The 17,527-nt window shown below is 56.4% G+C and carries 11 protein-coding genes; 8 read left to right on the top strand and 3 right to left on the bottom strand.

Annotated elements, in window-relative coordinates:
- Window positions 1-317: 317 nt before the first annotated feature.
- The 3 genes from IEY52_RS23895 to IEY52_RS23905 form a co-directional block, all read right to left on the bottom strand.
- Window positions 318-3,425 carry an Ig-like domain-containing protein gene (locus IEY52_RS23895; RefSeq protein WP_189008197.1) on the bottom strand — a complete coding sequence of 1,036 codons (3,108 nt, stop codon included), beginning with the start codon at window positions 3,423-3,425 and terminating at the stop codon, window positions 318-320.
- A gap of 315 nt (window positions 3,426-3,740) precedes the next feature.
- Window positions 3,741-5,981, bottom strand: coding sequence for an ATP-binding protein (locus IEY52_RS23900; protein ID WP_189008200.1), 2,241 nt, complete (start codon window positions 5,979-5,981; stop codon window positions 3,741-3,743).
- Window positions 5,978-6,817 carry a winged helix-turn-helix domain-containing protein gene (locus IEY52_RS23905; protein WP_189008203.1) on the bottom strand — a complete coding sequence of 280 codons (840 nt, stop codon included), beginning with the start codon at window positions 6,815-6,817 and terminating at the stop codon, window positions 5,978-5,980. The genes IEY52_RS23900 and IEY52_RS23905 overlap by 4 nt, the downstream gene beginning before the upstream one ends.
- Window positions 6,818-7,108: 291 nt before the next feature.
- Between IEY52_RS23905 and IEY52_RS23910 the strand changes: the two genes are divergently transcribed.
- The 8 genes from IEY52_RS23910 to IEY52_RS23945 all read left to right on the top strand — a co-directional run bounded on the left by IEY52_RS23910 (window position 7,109) and on the right by IEY52_RS23945 (window position 17,431).
- A complete protein-coding gene (locus IEY52_RS23910) occupies window positions 7,109-9,664 on the top strand; it encodes a DEAD/DEAH box helicase (RefSeq protein WP_189008206.1) in 2,556 nt (851 codons plus the stop codon).
- An 81-nt stretch (window positions 9,665-9,745) separates the two neighbouring features.
- Window positions 9,746-13,591 carry a replicative DNA helicase gene (gene dnaB, locus IEY52_RS23915; RefSeq protein ID WP_189008209.1) on the top strand — a complete coding sequence of 1,282 codons (3,846 nt, stop codon included), beginning with the start codon at window positions 9,746-9,748 and terminating at the stop codon, window positions 13,589-13,591.
- Between the two features lie 128 nt (window positions 13,592-13,719).
- The gene (locus IEY52_RS23920; protein ID WP_189008212.1) at window positions 13,720-14,466 is read left to right on the top strand and encodes an SDR family NAD(P)-dependent oxidoreductase; all 747 of its coding nucleotides are present in this window, start codon (window positions 13,720-13,722) and stop codon (window positions 14,464-14,466) included.
- On the top strand, window positions 14,463-14,906 hold the full coding sequence (gene nrdR / locus IEY52_RS23925; protein WP_189008215.1) for a transcriptional regulator NrdR: 444 nt from the start codon (window positions 14,463-14,465) through the stop codon (window positions 14,904-14,906). The genes IEY52_RS23920 and nrdR overlap by 4 nt, the downstream gene beginning before the upstream one ends.
- A 98-nt stretch (window positions 14,907-15,004) precedes the next feature.
- Window positions 15,005-15,190, top strand: coding sequence for a hypothetical protein (locus tag IEY52_RS23930; RefSeq protein ID WP_189008218.1), 186 nt, complete (start codon window positions 15,005-15,007; stop codon window positions 15,188-15,190).
- A 120-nt stretch (window positions 15,191-15,310) separates the two neighbouring features.
- Window positions 15,311-16,465 (top strand): class I SAM-dependent rRNA methyltransferase, encoded by a 1,155-nt coding sequence (locus tag IEY52_RS23935; RefSeq protein ID WP_189008221.1) that lies wholly within the window; start codon window positions 15,311-15,313, stop codon window positions 16,463-16,465.
- A 184-nt stretch (window positions 16,466-16,649) separates the two neighbouring features.
- Complete coding sequence (locus IEY52_RS23940; RefSeq protein WP_189008224.1) at window positions 16,650-16,883, top strand: DUF3248 domain-containing protein; 234 nt, start codon at window positions 16,650-16,652, stop codon at window positions 16,881-16,883.
- Between the two features lie 83 nt (window positions 16,884-16,966).
- Window positions 16,967-17,431, top strand: coding sequence for a DUF3809 domain-containing protein (locus IEY52_RS23945; RefSeq protein WP_189008227.1), 465 nt, complete (start codon window positions 16,967-16,969; stop codon window positions 17,429-17,431).
- Window positions 17,432-17,527 lie beyond the last annotated feature (96 nt).

Raw genomic sequence — 17,527 nt, forward strand, 5'->3', positions numbered from 1 at the left:
CCGCCTTCGTTTCTGCATTGCTGCTTCCTCTCGGGCGAAGAAAAGAATACTACGGATACCCGGTTATGTCAACACCTGCAGACTGGGGTTTTGAGATGCCCGAGCGAACGCGTGCTGCACGGACTTTTTTGAACATCGAAATCCCACTCCAAAATATCTGTACTCGGTATAAAAATAGCAGAAGTGGCAGATCCCCTCCCCTCTGATCCTACATGAAACGGAGGATGCGCCATGTGGCACATCCTCCCTGATCTGGCTTATGTGATCAAGCCTGTTCTGCTGGCTGTTTACTGTTCACTGTGAACTGTCTACTTCTATCACTGGCAGGTGTTGCCATTCAGCTTAAAACCGGTGGGATTGCTGTTGGTGCCCGTGTAGGTCAGGTTGAACCCCAGGTTGGTGGTGGCCCCTGCTGCGAGCGTTGCGTTGTAATCCAGGTTTTTCAGGGTGACGGCCTGCCCGCTCTGGGTGTAGGTGCTGCTCCAGCTCTGGTTGATGGCCTGGTTGCCTGTGAAGTTGAAGGTCAGGGTCCAGCCGTTCACCGGGGTGCTGGAGGTGTTGGTGATGTCCAGGCTGATGGTGGCTCCAGTGCCCCAGTCGTTCTGTTTGGTGTAGACCACCTTGCAGACCGGGGTGCTGCCCCCAAGGGTGATGTTGCGGGTGACGGTGCTGGCTGCACCCTTGGTGTCCGTGGCGACCACCTTGATGCTGTGGGCTCCAGCCGCCAGTCCGGTTGCGCTGTAGGTGTAGGGGGAAGTGGTGTCGGTGCCTTTAAGAACACCATCTATATAGAAGTCCAGTTTGGAAACCCCATCGCTGTCCGTGGCAGTTGCAGCCACATTCACCGTGCTGCCTGCCGGGAAGCTCTGACCTTCAGTGGGGCTGGAAACCGTGAGGGTGGGGGGCGTGTTGGTTCCCTGAACGGTGATGTTGCGGGTCACGCTGCTGGTGGCTCCGCCATTGTCGGTGGCGGTCACTTTCAGGCTGTGTGCACCAGAAGCCAGACCACCCACGGTGAAGTTGTAAGGAGCAGCCGTTCTGGTCTGGCTCAGGGCCCCATCCACGTACAGATCCACTCTGGAGATGGTGCCATCGCTGTCTGTGGCGGTGCTGCTGACCGTGACAGAGCTTCCGGCAGCAAAAGTCTGGCCTTCGGTGGGACTGCTGACCGACACCACTGGAGGAGTGTTGACGGTGCTTCCCACTTTGATTTCGTATTTGTTGACCCAGATGTTGCCTGTGCCACCCGAAGACTCATCTCCGAATTCCACACCGCTCATGTAGTGCTCGCCGTTGGCCAGTCCTTTGGCCACTGCGTCTTTGGCGATCTTGTCGATGTTGATGGTGCCTGAGTTGCGCCCAGCTGGACCTTTGTAAGCAAGGTAACGCCAGCTTGCATCTGCAGTGGTGATGAACATGGAGTAGATGTCGTAACTGACCCCATCAATCACAGAAGAGGCGACTTTGCTGCCTCCGGGGTTGGTGGTTGCATCGTAGTCCAGCCAGATCATGATTTCGGTGGTGATGTCTTTTGGGCGGGCTGCGCCGTCTCCGGGGGTGGAGGTGAACCAGATTTCTGGAGCGAAATCATAGTGGCCTGCACGGGTACCAGAAACATCCCAGGTCATTTGCACGTTTGGCATTCCATTGATTTTCATGGGGAATCGCGGATCGGTGGAGGTCATGGTGTCCCAGGGCTTCCAGCCGTAAATGATTTCCGGGTAGGCGTACACAGTGGGCTCGTAACCAGGCCAATTCCAGTTCCAGCCGTACTGCTTCACGCCGTTCACAGTGCGTTCCTGCAGACATTGCTTGTAAGGCTGGCCGTTGGTCTTGCTGCTGCCCCAGGTGTTGTTGACATATTTATAGGCACCAAGGGTGATGGTGTGGAAATCGGTGCAGTATTCGGTCACAGTGCCCGTGTCGGTGCCCACGGTGATGGCCTGAGCGGCACTGGCAGTGGCCCCTTTGTTGTCGGTGGCGGTGAGTTTCACAGTGTGGCTTCCATTGGCCAGGCCGGTGGCGCTGAATTCATAGGGCGCAGCAGTGTCGGTGCCTTTGAGGACCCCATCGACATAAAGGTCCACTTTGGAGACCGTGCCGTCTGGATCACTGGCGGTGCCTTTGACCGAAACAGCAGCTCCAGAAGCAAAATTCTGACCGCTGGTGGGGGTGGTGATGGCCACCACAGGAAATTTGTTGGTGGTCCCTCCATCCAGCAGAACCAGGAAGGGTTTCACCACGTCGTAACGCACGTGGTCCACGGAGGTCCAGTCATCCAGCAAAATGCCCTTGGTGTCCCCAGAGTTGGGGTTGAGGGACCAGTAGGTCCAGCTGGCCCCGATTTTCTCCAGGTATTTCAAAAGGGCAGGCAGCCACACCTGGTCTTTGGGGTCCTGCAAGGTGCTGCCAAACTCACCGGCAATCACCGGGGCGATGTTGTTCTCCACCAGATAGCCCCAGTTCTTGCGCCAGTGGGGTTCCAGGGTGGCAGGGAAACTGGGATCGGTGAACCAGGGCTGACCGTTGTACACGCTCATGCCGTAATCGTGGCTGGAGTACACCAGTTTGTTGGGTCTGGAGAGGCGCACCGGATATTTCTGCGCCCCTTGCAGGTTGCCGCCCCACCAGTTGCAACTCATGTTGGGGTTGGGACTCCAGGGGGTAGGTTTGACGGCGCTTCCGTCCGGAGCCCAGCATTCGTTCCCCTCCACAATGATCAGCCAGTCGGGGTTGACGCCCAGGATGGCGTTTCCGGCTTTTTCGGCAGCCAGACGCCAGTCCTGTTTGGGGTCTCCGCACCCCCAGCAGGAACTGAGGCCGCCATCCACGGAGTGCGGTTCGTTATGCAGGTCTGCACCAACCACTGTGGGGTTGCCCTTGTAACGGGTGGCCAGGAATTTCCAGTCGTCGATCCAGCGCTGCTCTGAATACTTGTCGGTGTACCACAGGGCCGATTGCTGGTCTGCACCGGGGCGGTGGCGGTCCAGAAAGATTTTCAATCCGATGCTGCCTGCGTACTCGATGATTCTGTCCATCACCTGCAGGCTGTTTAAACCCTTGAGGTCAGGGTTGGCCGCTTCGTTGAGGCCAGAGGGCATTTTGGGACCATCCAGCATCTCGTTGGAGTAAGGAAGCCGCAGGACCGTGAAGCCCAGGCTTTTCACCTGGTTCAGCAGGGTCTTGTAGTTCACGCTCCACAGACCGTGGGGCACGTAGTTGGGGGTTTCCAGACCAAACCAGTTGACCCCGGTGATGCGAACCACCTGACCGCTGGCATCAATGATCTTGCTTCCCGAAGTGGACCAGAAGCCCTCTCCAGCCTGCTTTTGCACCTTCACCTGTGCGGTGGAAACCGGATTGCTGCTGCAGGCCAGCAACCCCACACTGAGCAGGGTGAGGGCAGTGAATTGAACTTTGCGCATCTTGACCTCTCTGTTGAACCAATGGATTTGAACCTTACCGAACTGCCAGAACTGTTGAAGCCGCCCGTCCTGTTGAAACGAGAAGCAACACCTTGAGAAACACCACTGTCTTCAGCCCTCGCCTGAAGATGCGAAAAATGCCGCGCCGGACAGAACACGTTCGATTTTGAAGAACAGCTTCAGGGTAATGGGCTGGTCCTGAAAAGTCCTGAAAAGCAGGGCTCAGGAGCTGAAATCCCGAAAAGATGACTTTTCAGGTCTTTCTGCAACCAGAAAAACCACCTGCAGTTGCAGGTGTCCTGATGGGTCGATGGATCAGGCCAGCACAGCCAGCTGGTGTTGCAGTTGCTGGTACAGGGTGGCCCTTCTGGGACTGATGGCCCAGCCAAATTGCTGGTGGATGTCCAGGCACAGCTGGTGCATTTTGCGGGCCTCGGTGAAACTCCCTTCCTGCAGGCCAATCAGGGCCGCGCAGCAATTGATGTCCAGCATGGAATTGATGGTGGCCACGGTCTGTTTGCTCTGCATCACCTGATGAATCAGTTGTGTGGCTGCTTCGGTTGCACCTTCTTGCACCAGCAGCAGGATCTGCACGCCCATCAGGTCGTTCACCTTGATGGCGCGGGTGCGGTCTGCGAAGTGTCCCAGGCAGACCTGCAGGGTGTCTCTGGCCTGCTGGGTGCGCCCAAGGGCCAGATGGACTTTGGTGGCCAGCAGCAAGAGGTGAAGGCGCACGGTGTTCATTTCCTCAAAAGAGAGCAGGGTGTTGTTCAGCTGGTTTTGCACCAGGGTTTCTGCACGGTCAAACTGCTGGGTTTCAAAGTACAGCTCTGCGAGGTGCAATTGCGTCCAGGCCATGCCCCAGGTGTTGCTGCGCTCCTGAAAGACCTGCAGGGATTCCAGAAAATAGGTTTCTGCCTCTGAATATTGCCCTTTGGTGAACAGCAGCCTGCCCTGGTGGCTCTGGATCCAGCATTTCTGGTCCGGGTTGCCGGTTTGCTCGATGATCTGCTGTGCCATGTGCGTGAAGCGGTCTGCCTGCTGCAAATCTCCCCAGAACATGCACAGGTGCGCGAGGCCCTGGTAGGCTGCCGCCATGCCCAGCAGGTTCTGGTGTTGCTGGGCCACCTCCAGCGCCTGGGTGAAATACCTGCGGCTTCCCTCAAAATCAAAGTTGTCGTTGGAAATCCAGGCTGCACCGATCAATGTGTTCACGATGGAAAGGCCAAATTCATTGTTGCGGTGGTGGGGGTCCACCCGCTGGTAAGCGGCATGAAGTGCGTCTGTGTAGGTGAGGCCCAGATAGAAGTAACGGGAGGCCTGCCAGTACTTCCAGATGTAAGACACCAGCTGGGCAGACAGCCAGGGGCGCTCGGGCAAATTGGCCCGGATGGTCTGGTGGATGTTGCTGGCATGCAGAATGAAATACTCGCTCTGCACATCAAAGGGCGCTTCGCGGTTGGTCTGAATGCGTTGAAAATAATAGCGGGTGTAGAGGTCCAGCAGCTCCTCTTTTTCTGCAGCAGTCATGAGGGTGCGGGCGTAAACCTTGACCACATCCAGATAGAAAATCAAAACCCGTCCATCTCCGCCCACCTTGTGGTAGAGGAGGTTTTTTTCCATCAGGCTGGTGAGCAGCGTTCTGGGATCGGCCTGGATGTGCTGCTGTTCAAAGAGGAAGCTGAGCATGTGCAGGGTTTCATCCAGATCGAATTTGGCATCAAAGAAGCTCAGGGAACGAAACACCTTTTGCTGCTGTGCGTCCAGCAGCTGGTAACTCCAGTCGATCACACTTTTCATGCTGCGCTGGCGGTCATCGAGGTCAATGGACACATGGTCTGCAGAGAGCAGGAGGTTGTCCTGCAGGAATTTCAGGATGTGCTGCAGGGAGTGGCTGTACACCTGGCTGGCCACCAGTTCAATGGAGAGGGGAATGCCTTCCAGAAGCTGACAGATCTGAAACACCCATCCCTGGTGCTCCGGGGTGAGGGTGAAATCCGGGTTGACCATTCTGGCCCGGCTGTCAAACAGTTGCATGGCCTCGTTGCAGGAAAAATCCGACTCAAACGCCTCGAAGTTGAAGGGATGGATTTTGAAAACACACTCCCCGCGCACCTTCAGGCGTTCACGGGAAGTCACCAGGATGTGCAGGGAGGGGCACCCTGCCAGCAGGTTCCTGATGAACACCCCAATGTCGGAAAGGTGTTCCAGGTTGTCAAACATCAGCAGGGTGTGTTTGTGCTGGAAGTATTCGGCCAGGAACTCGCTGATCCTTTCGATCTTCACGTCGGTGATGTCGAAGGATTTGGCGATCATGGAGATGAACTCGTTGGTGTTGCGGCTGGTGTAGGCATCAAAGAAACAGATGCCGTCCTGGAAATTGAGGGCCTGCTGGCGGCTGAATTCCACGGCCAGACGGGTCTTTCCCACCCCTCCAAAGCCCACCACCGAAATCAGGCGGTATTTTTGCAGGGCCTCTCCGAGTTTCTGCAAATCCCGGGTGCGGCCAATGAAGTCGTCGAGGTACCTGGGGAGGTGGTGGGCGGCCTGCTTCATACGGCGCTCAGGCGCTGGTTTTCCAGCAGTTCCACAGCCAGATCCCGCAACTGGGCCACCTGAAATTCGGTGGAGCTGCCTTCATTTAAAGCGTGCACCAGTTGCTGTGCTGCACGTTGCACGGCAGCAAAACCCAGGTCTCTGGAAAGGCGCAGCACAACATCCAGGGCAGCCGTCTGAAAAACATCCCGGACCAGCACCAGCAGGTGCAGCACCAGCAGGCGTTCCAGGGGGAGCTGGGGATGCTGGGTTTCCTGCTCCAGTCTGGCCAGCAGGGTTTTGTTGAACAGCAGCCGCTGTTCTTCAATCCAGGAGGAATCCAGGCCTTCCATCAGGACACAGAGGTACTGCGGAGCAATCTTGGTTCCCCTGAACACGGTGTTGTCCAGGGTGTGCAAATCCAGTCCGATCTGGATTTCAGCAGACAGGCTGTAATAACGTCCTTTTTTGACCACTGCTTCTTCTGCAAGGTGAAGGTGATCTTTCAAAAGGCGTCTGAGCTGCCGGATGGCTGTGTAAACGCTGTCTGCAGATTTGCCGTCCCAGAGGTCTTCCAGCAACTGGTCTTTGCTGGCACTGGGATTGAAGATCAGGTACAGCAGCAGCTCCTGAACTTTCTGGTAAGGGAATTCCAGGCGCGTCCCCTGGCAGAACACCTCCGGGAGACCCAGGGTGCATACCCGCAGTTCCCTGGGGTGGGCGAGGACCGGGCCTGCCGCTTGCAGGGGCACTGCACCCATCATTTTCATGGTGGTCTGGATGGAGGCCAGCTGGGTGGAAACCCAGGCCTGAAGCCTGTCAAAATCCAGCCTGACCGGAGGGGTTTTCTCAGACACAGCGGCACCTCCCTGTTTGCGCAAACGCTTTCAAATGGCTTTGAGGTTCATTTTACTACAGAAAATTTGGCCCCACAATGGAGTTTTTTCAGGTTGATCTCAGGGAAAACCCTCGAACCGTTTCAACGCAAACTTCATGAAAGCTGAAAGCCTTTCCAGCTTTTCAAACCTTTGAACCCCTGTTCTGGCAAGCAGAAATGCCTGAATGGCTGCAGGTGTTCTTCCCTGTTCCTGCACCGGTGATATTACGTTCATCCCCAAAATCCGCTTTTGTTTTACACTGTAAGACTGATGTCTGCACTCGCCCCCTTTCTTCAGGACCTCCTCGGCAACAAAGCCAGGGCCTTCTACACCGAAGAAGGACACCCCCCGAGGCTCCTGGAGGTGGACCAGCTGGAATGGTCCAGCGCTGTGAAGAAAGGCTTTCAGTATCCCCAGGTGTATTCCCACCAGGCCGAATGCTACAAAGCCATGCGGGAAGGAAAAAATGTGGTGCTCACCACGCCCACAGCTTCAGGAAAAACCGGAGCATTTCTGCCTGCCATTGTGCAGAACCTCATCGATGATCCGCAGGCCACAGCGCTGCTCATTTACCCGCTGGTGGCCCTCGCACAGGACCAGCGCGAAAAACTGCAGGCGTTTCTGGACAAAGCAGGCATCCTGTGGGCCACCGAGGAATTCCAGGGGCAGGCCACCGTGGACCGGGCGTTCCGGGAAGGCGTGCGCATCGTGATGGCCACCCCCGACAAATTGCACTGGGCGCTGGCCCACCCACGGGTCGCTCTTTTTTTAAAGCACCTCAAGCATCTGGTGCTGGACGAGGCCCACACCTACCGGGGCGGCTTTGGCTGCGAGGTGTCTGGCCTGATCCGCCGGGTGATGTCCCTCTCAGAACACCTGGGCGCAAAACCCCAGGTGCTGCTCTCCACAGCCACCATCGGGAACGCCAGTGAATTTGCCGAATCCCTGACCGGCCTGAAATGCACCGAAATCAACACCTCCGGGGCCAAGAAACACCCCAAAACCTATTACCTGGTGGACCACCGGGGAAAAGCGAAAAAATTCTGGGACAACCTGATCAACCAGACCCTGGTGCACGGTTTGAAAACGCTGGTGTTCTTCCGGGGGAGGTCCAAGGCCTCCAGGATGCACGCCCAGTACCACAACCGCCCCGAATACAAAGATTTCGTGCACCTGTACATGTCCGGGGCCGGGGCCAGAGATGCCCGCCTGAGCCGCTTCAGGGAAGCAAAAAGTGGGGTGATGTTCGCCACCAGTGCTCTGGAAGCCGGGGTGGACATCGGGGACCTCAGTGTGGTGGTGCTGGACGGATACCCCGGTTCCCGCATGACCTTCCGGCAGATGGTGGGCCGGGCCGGACGGGTGGGCGAAGGCGCAGTGCTGTACCTGCCCGCCATGGACGAAAACGGGGTGCCCAGACCTGCAGACGCTTTCTACAGCAGCCCGCAGAACTTCAGGCAACTGCTGCAGGGGGCCGTGGAACGGGCCGTGATCGAATCCCACAACGCCTACATCACCCCCAAACACCTGTCCAGAATGCAGCACGAGTTTTACGCGGTGGGCCTCAACCCTCCAGAAGAAGCCTCTGGCAGCAACTGGGCCCTGGGCATGAAACGCTGGAACCTGCGCAGCGACGATGGCGAAAAATACTATGTGGTCGAGCGTACCCTCTGGGAAGAGAACCCCAGGAAAGCCCTCTTTGAACCCCTGGAAACCCCCAGCAGCCACTATGCCCACGCCGAAAAACACGTGGGGGCGGTGTTCAGCTGGGATGGGGTCAGTTATCAGGTCACGGACTGGCTGCCCAGCACGCAGGGAACCGTCATTCTGGTGGAAAAAACCACCTCGGTGGGCGAATTCACCAGGGGCAATTACCGGGTGAAAGTCACGCCCGTGAAGATGGAAAAATGGGAAACCCAGGGAGACCTGGCCTTCCGCTTCGGGGAAATCAGCGTGCAGAAAGAGTACCTGGGGTACCAGTTGCACCGTCAGGTGTTTGCGCGGGTGTGTCCGAAATGTGATTATGAGGCCCTGCCCAGTGACAAAACCTGTCCCAAATGCAATGCCCGCATCCGGGACCGCATGCTGGAACAGAAACTTGCAGACCACACCTTCGAGCAGCCCCTCACGCTGCCCAGTTTCCGCACCTACACCCTGGAAATTGGGGTGAAGTCCACGGGAGGCACCGCCCACGCTTTAAAACACGCCCTGATGAAACTGATTCCCGAACTGGTCGCCTGCGATCCCAGCGACATTGCAGGCACCTTTCGCAGCGAAAAGGACAATTACTTCTTCATCTACGACGACTGGAAAGGCGGGCTGGGGATCAGCCACCGGGCCTTCCTGGATTTGCCCCTCTTGCTGGACCGTGCACTGGATCTGTGTTCCAGCACCTGCTGTGAAAACGGCTGCTACCAGTGCCTGGAGGTGGAACGCTGTGGCTCTCCCACCCTGGAAAACGGGGAAAAACGGCACCTCAACAAAACTGGATCCAGAGAACTGCTGGAAAAACACCTCGGGAAGAAGGTGCGAATCGAGGTGCCTGCACCAGCAGAACACGTGGCCCTGGACTGGGAACTGCAGGCCAGAGAACTGCTGGAACTGCAGGGCCTGTCCAGCACCGAGGTCAGCAAGCGTCTGGGCATCCCCTCCCGCGAATTCCAGACCCTGCCCTCCACCCCCCTCCGGGTCATGCATCCCAAGTTTGGTGAGGGCATCCTGATCGGGGCCATCGGGTACGGCTCTTTAAGAAAGGCCAGGATTCGCTTTCCAACACAGGAAAAAACCTTCCTGGTCAGCATGGCCCCCATCCAAGTCATAGGTTAAATTTGCATCGGGCCTTCTGTCTGCACCAAACCCCAAATTCTGTGTTAGGGTGATAGACTGAAAAGCCTTGAGAGGTCACACATGGATCCTGTAGCACGAGTCGCACCAAACAGCATCGACGCCGAAGTGAGCGTCCTGGGCAGCATTTTGCTTGACAATGACACCCTGATCAACCTGGGAGACCAGGTGAATTCAGACATGTTCTACCGGGAATCCCACCGCAAAATCTTTGCTGCCATGCGCCTGCTTGCCGACCAGGGGCAACCCATTGACCTTGTGACCCTCTCCGAAGAACTGCGCGGCAAAAATGTGCTGGATGAAGTGGGCGGAGTGTCCTACCTGGTGGGCCTCTCCGAGAGCGTGCCCACTGCCGTTTACGCCGAATACTATGCCCGCATCATCCAGGAGAAATACACCCTCAGGCAACTGATCCAGGCTTCGGGGCGCATCATGCAGCTGGCTTACGACGGAGAAGTGCCGCTGGACGAAATGCTGGACAAATCCGAACAGCTGATCTTCGATGTCTCCCAGAAAGAAGGCAAAGACGAATTTCAGAGCATGAACACTGTCATGCACGACACCTTCGAATACATCACCAAGCTGCATGCCACAGGTGGGCACATTGATGGCACCAAAAGCGGCTTTCGGGATCTGGACAGCATGATCACCGGGTTTTCTCCGGGCAGTTTGAATGTGCTGGCCGCCCGTCCTTCGATGGGAAAATGCCTGACTGCAAACACCCTGATTGATGTTCCTGGCACCGGGCAGCGCATCACCATCGAAGAATTTGTTCAGCGCAACCTGCCCGAAGTTTACGGAATCTCTGAGACCGGCAAATTGCGTCCCACCAAGGTGTCCCACTGGATTGACAGTGGGGTGAAACCCGTTCGCAGGGTGCGCACAAGGCTGGGGCGCGAGGTGGAAGTCACCCTGCACCACCCCTTCCTGACCCCTGAAGGCTGGACCCCCCTGTATGACCTGAAGCTGGGAGATGTCATTGCGGTACCTCGTGCAGTTCCCAACTTCGGAGCGGATGAAGGGCTGGATTCTGCAGAAGTGCGTCTGCTGGCTTACTTCATTGCAGAGGGCAACCTGACCAACACCTCCCCGAGGTTCACCAACACCGATCCTTTGATCGTGCAGGACTTCAAAACCCTGATCGGGCAGAAATTCCCGGAACTCGGCATCAAGCAGGATGGGATTGATTTCATTGTGGCCAGGGCCCACACTCCGGGTGCCCAGAAAAACCAGAAGAATCCTCTCACCGAATTTCTGAGGTCACACGGGCAGATGGGCAAGAGCGCCCACTTCAAGACGGTTCCTGAAGCCATTTTCACTCTGCAGAAAGAAAAAGTGGCGGAATTCCTGTGCATCCTGTTCAGCTGTGACGCCACCATTTACAGCCTGAATGGAAAGCATCCCCGGATTGAATTCACTGTGGCTTCCCTGCAGCTCGCAAAAGACGTGCAGCACCTGCTGACCCGCTTTGGGATCATTGCCAAACTGTGGCAAAAAACCGAAAAATCTTTCCGGGTGGAAATCACCGAGCCCCAGGGGGTGGCCCTTTACCAGACAGAAATTGGCTGGTTTGGTGAGAAAGCCACGCGGGTTTTTGAACTGCACCCTGAACGCCACAGCAACAACGGTCATCTGCCAGCCAGCGTCTGGGAGAAAGTTCGTGCACTGGCCTCCCAGAAGCAGCTTTCCCTGACCCAGCTTGCCATGCGCAGCGGAGAACACACCGGAAAACGCTACAACCCACACACCCAGAGAGGCATTCCTCAGAAGCGTCTGGCTGGATATGCTGCTGTGCTGGAAAGCCCGGAACTTGCCCGTCTGTCCAGCCCGGATCTGTACTGGGATGAAATTGTGTCCATTGAAGATCTGGGAGAACAACAGGTGTATGACCTGACGGTTCCTGATGGATCGAACTTCGTTGCCCAGGACATCTGCGTGCACAACACTGCTTTTGCACTTTCCATTGCTCAGAATGTGGCTTTGAGAGGCGAAGGCAAAACAACAGCAGTTTTCAGTCTGGAAATGCCCGCTCAACAACTGGCTTTGCGCATGCTTTGTTCGGAAGCCAGGGTGGACATGAACCGGGTGCGAAGTGGTCAGCTCAGCGAGCAAGATTTCGTCCGGCTTGCGAATGCTGCCGCAAGATTAAGTGAAGCTCCTATTTTTATCGATGATGTGCCCAACCTGACAGTAAATGAACTCCGAAGCAAATTGCGAAGGGTAAAAGTCAAAACAGGTTCTCTGGGCCTTGTGGTGATTGACTACTTGCAATTGATGAGCGGATCCAAAAGCGGTGGGGGCGGAGAGAACAGACAGCAGGAAATCAGCGCCATTTCCCGTGGATTAAAAAGCATCGCCCGTGAACTTGAAGTTCCTGTGATTGTGCTGTCCCAGCTTTCCCGTGCAGTGGAACAACGTCCAAATCACAGACCCATGCTTTCAGATTTGCGCGAATGTGTCACTGGAGACACCCTGGTGATGCTTTCCAACGGACAGCGTATGCCCATCCGTGAACTGGTGGGCACCAACCCAGAAGTGCTCGCCATGACCGAAGATGAAAAAATAGGGGCCTTCACCAGCGACAAAGTGTGGAGTGTGGGCATCAAACCTGTCTTTGAGGTGAAACTTGCCAGTGGTCGCACCCTCAGGGCAACCGCGAAACACCGCATCTACACAGCGCATGGCTGGCAGGAACTGCAGCACATTCAGGAAGGCAGCCGCGTGGCAGTGGCCCGTGTGATCCCAGAACCTGCGGAAACCCAGAAGTGGACAGAGGCAGAACTGGTTCTGCTGGGCCATCTGGTCGGAGATGGCAGCTACCTGAAAGGACAACCCCTGCGCTACACCACAGCTTCTGAAGCCAACAGCAAACTGGTGACAGATTCAGCTCTGACTTTTGGGGTGCAGGTCAACCGCCATCCCGGAAAAGGCAACTGGCATCAGCTGGTGTTCAGTGGCAACGGCAACCGCTGGGAGGCAAAAGGCATCAACAAATGGCTGCGCGACCTGGGCAGCTTCAACCAGCGTTCCCATGAAAAACATTTGCCAGCCAGCCTGTTCCGCCTGAGCAATGATCAGGTGGCGTTGTTCCTGCAGAACCTGTGGGCCACAGATGGCACCCTGTTCACCCCCAAAGCAAGCAAAAGCTCCAGCAGGATCAATTTCTCCACCAACAGCCTGCAACTTGCCAGAGATGTGGCAGCGCTCTTGCTGCGCTTCGGAATTGTGGCCCGCTTCCGCACTGTCCAGCAGGGGGATTACCGCCCCATGCATGTGGTGGAGATCTCCGGAAAAACCCAGCAAATGCTGTTCCTGGACCGGATTGGTGCCACAGGATGCAAGGTGGAAGATGCAGCCCGTTTGCGCTCTTACCTGGAAGCCCGGGAAGCCAACACCAATACAGACACCCTGCCCGTCGAGGTTTTCGATGTGGTTCGCTCCAGGATGCAGGAGCAGGGCATCACCACCCGCCAGATGGCGGCTCTGAGGGGCACTTCTTACGCAGGCAGTTCCCACTTCAAGTTTGCCCCTTCTAGAACTGTGCTGCTGGACCACGCAGAAATCCTGAACGATGTTGAACTGCAGAAAAAAGCCACCTCTGACCTGTTCTGGGATGAAGTGGTCAGCATCACCCCTGCAGGTGAAGAGGAAGTCTTTGACCTGACCGTGCCTGGACCTGCTTCCTGGCTTGCAGATGGCATTGTGAGCCACAACTCCGGGGCCATCGAGCAGGACGCAGACATTGTGATGTTCATTTACCGTGATGAGTACTACAACAAGGAAACAGACCAGCAGGGCATTGCAGAAATCATCATCGGGAAACAAAGAAACGGGCCTGTGGGCACCGTCAAACTGCAATTTCACAGTCAGCACGTGCGGTTCAACGATCTGGCCCAGGATGGGGTTTAAAGCAGCTTCTTTCAAAGCAAATTCCCGAAACCCCCATGACGCATGTGTCTGGGGGTTCTGCTTTGCCTTCCCTCCCGTCCCCATTTGCGTAACTGTGACACTTTCCAGTCTCGGTGTACACTGAAGGCATGATGTCTCCTCCTCATGCCCAGTCGACGGATTTCTGTGCTCTGGAAGGTCGCATTGTTGCGGTGACCAACGCCGACCAGGGATTTGGTCGCTCCATTGCCCTTTTGCTGGCCGAAATGGACGCCACCGTGATTCTCCTGAGTGAAAACCCCGAGGCCATCAGTGTGCTGGCCTCTGAAATTGAAGAGCAGGGCGGGGAAGCCATCCCCATCAAAGCCAGCCCCACCAGCATGTCCGACTGGCGGGCCGCCCTGGAAAAAGTCACCGAGATTTTCGGTGAGGTGCACGGCATTGTCCATGTGGCAGACCGGGTGAGTTACTCGCATTTTGATTACCTCCCTGAGTCTGAGTGGGTGGAAATTGCCAATTACAACGTGCGCTCCAGCCTGACCATCTTGCAGCACATCAAAAGGAACCGCCAGCACACCTGGGTGACCATCATTGCCCCTCCGCTGGACGCCCAGTTGCTGCACATGCATGCGTTCCGGGGGGCACTCATTCACCTGACCCAGCACGCTTCGCAGGAAAACCTGCGGGTGAACCTGCTGGTGCCCAGCCGTGCAGCCCACAGCGACGAGTGGGACGTGGGCCTCAGCACTGCAGTGTGTCATTTTGCAGACCCCAGAATGGAGCACATTGTCGGGAACATCATCAACGTGCCCCTTCCCCCTGTTCCCAAACCCGAAGCCCTCGAAGCCCTGGAGGCTGCAGAGGCCGAGGCCGAATGGGAAGAGGAAAATGCGTGAAGTGTCCGTTCTGCTCTTCCAACGACACCCGCGTGATCAACTCCCGTCCCAGCGATGAGGGGGCCTCCATTCGACGCAGGAGGGAGTGTGAGCGCTGTGGAAGGCGTTTCACCACCTACGAACGGGCACAGCTTGAACCCCTGATGGTGGTGAAACGGGACACCCACCGGGAGCCCTTCAACCCGGACAAGTTGCTGCGTGGCCTGATGCTGGCCACCGAGAAACGCCCCATCAACCATGAACTGCTGCGAAAGTTTGCCTACAGTTTTGAAGATGAAAACCCCACCCACGAAATCACTTCAGAGGAAATCGGACGCAGGGCCATGCTGTTTTTAAAGCCTCTGGACGAGGTGGCCTACATCCGTTTTGCCTCGGTGTACCGTGAGTTTGATTCGCTGGAACGTTTCATCGAGGAGATCAAGGGCCTCAAAGACCAGTGAATTGTTGTTGAAGCAAGCCCTTCAGAAAGCCTTGCAGGACAGAAACCTGTGAGGCTTTCTGTGTTAGGGTGAGGCATCTGTCTTTCTGGAGGTCTGACATGGTCGGAATCGTGATGTTCATTGTGCTGCCTGCTTTTCTGATCTGGCTGTCGTTTCGCATCCGGCCCAGAAGCGAGTACTCCGAAAACTCTGCCCTTTATGGCGGACTGGCCCGCAATGCCGGGGTGGAGCCCGATCAGGGCATCTCCATCAAGGAAGATGAAGAGGTCAAGTTCAACCTTTAAATCTGCCTTTTCATCAGCAGGTGCTAAAATCATCTTCGGTGCAGTTCAGGATCCACCTGAGCTGCTTTTTTTCGGTCTGTCTGGGCTTCCAGGCAGGCGTCTGCAAAATGAGGAGTTGCCATGTCAAATGTTGTGCTGAGCAAAAGAGGGTTTGAGCGCTTCAAAACCCGCCATCCCTGGGTCTACAAATCCGACACCCTGAGTTTGCCCCAGGAAGTGGGCATTTTTCCCGTTGAGGAAGAAACCGGGCGGGTGCTGGGATACGCCCTGGTGAATGCCCGCAGTGAAATCAGCGTGCGGGTGCTGACCTACTGGAAAGAAGCCAGTGTGGACATCCTGATCGCCCGTGTGCATGCCGCTCTGGATTTCCGGGAAAGCCTGAACATCGACGCAGACAGTTACCGCCTGATCCACGCCGAAGCGGACGAACTGCCTGCCCTGGTGGTGGACAGATACCAGGATTTCCTGGTGGTGCAAAACGGCTCTGCTGCCATGGAGGTCTATTTGCCAGAGATTCTGGAGGTGCTGATCGAGCGCCTGCAACCCACAGGCATCCTGGGCCGCTTTGAGAACAAAAACCGCGAACTGGAAGGCCTGAGCACCGAAAACACCGTGCTGTATGGCGAGGTTCCGGACACCATCGAATGCCGTGAAGGTGAAGTGCGTTACCTGGTGAATCCCTACACCGGCCAGAAAACTGGAGCTTTCCTGGACCAGCGTGAGAACCGCACCCTGCTGGGTCAGTACGCTGCAGGACGGGGGCTGGATGTATTCAGTTACCACGGTTCTTTCGGGCTGCATCTGGCTGGCGGGTGCGACCACCTGGAATGCATCGATGTCTCCGAAGATGCCCTCAGACGGGCTGAGGAGAACATGCAGCTCAACGGTTTTGAGCATGTGGTTTTCACTGCTGCCAACGCCTTTGACCGCCTGCGTGAACTGGAAAAAGCTGGAGAAAAATTCGACACCATCAGCCTGGACCCCCCCGCTTTTGCCAAACGCCGCAAGGACCTGGACGCTGCTTATGGGGCTTACAAAGAACTGAACCTGCGCTGCATGAAACTGCTGGCCCCCGGAGGCATTCTGGCCAGTTCCAGCTGTTCTTTCCACGTTTCAGACAGCGACTTTTACGAGATGCTGGGAGACGCTGCCCGCGATGCTGGCCGCAGGTTCCGCATTCTGGAACGCAAAACCCAGGCCTCTGACCACCCCGAAATGCTGGGTGTCCCTGAGACCCGTTACCTGAAATTTGCTTTGCTGCAAGCGATGGATTGATGGGCTGAGCGTTCTGCCAGGAAGCGGAGCGTGCATTTGAGGTTTCTTCCGAAAGGGCGTAGCACGCTACGCCCCTACATCAGCCTTCAGCCTTCTGTTTTTCGCCCTCGGCTCTCGGCCCTGAGCTCCTGGCATTCTGCCTTCTGCCTTCCTCCCCCTCCCCTTCTGCTTTAGAATGGAGAACATGACGGGCCACGAAGAAATCACCCCAGAGCTGCACCGTTCGCTGGACCAGCTGGCAGGTCAACTGGTCTGGAAAATTGGCCGGGATGAAGAAACCGATGAGATGATTGTGCGGGTGGGGTTTGCTTCCTCTGCACCCCGTTTTGCCCGCAAGAGCAAACTGCGGGCCGCCACCGATGCCGATGTGGCCCAGGCCCTGAAAACCGGGGAGTACCGGGTGGAATGGATTGAGTGAAAGTTCAAACCTGACCGCTCAGGATTTTATACCCGGTCCATTTTCGGGTACACTGGAGCAGGACGCACCAAGGAGTTTCACCCATGCAAGTACAGACTTCCCTCAGTTGCAGCATCTCCCACCCCGGAAGCCCTCAAGATGCCCTGAACTTCATTCAGGACCCTCACCAGAGCCTTGCCAAGGTCAAATTCATCCGTGATTTGCACATTGTGGATGGCAAGGTGCGGGCCAAATTTGCCGTCAATGTGCCCATGCTGGGCGAGCAACTGATTCCCTTCCAGAGCATCATCCATCCCACCGAAGATGGAGCCACCCTGGAATCCACCCAGCTGGACAAACCTGCCTGGGCAGAAGTCAGCGGCAAAGCCCGTCTGGAAGGCTCCGATTTGCATTACGACCTGGAGGTCACCGTGCACTTCGAGATTCCCGAGGCCCAGAAATGGGGCGGAAATGCCTTCCTGAAAATGGTGGAGGCCACTGCAAAACAGACCCTGGACAAGGTGTCCAAGGAGTTTCCCCGTGCCCTCAAAGAAGCGGTGGGCGCATAAGCCCGGTCCATCACCAGAATCCAGCAGGGCCAGTTTTCCTTCCAGGAAGCTGGCTTTTCTGTTGACTGGACTTTTCACCGTCCCAGTTTTTATTGT

It is taken from the genome of Deinococcus roseus, assembly GCF_014646895.1.
In the GTDB taxonomy this organism is placed as follows: Bacteria; Deinococcota; Deinococci; order Deinococcales; family Deinococcaceae; genus Deinococcus_C; species Deinococcus_C roseus.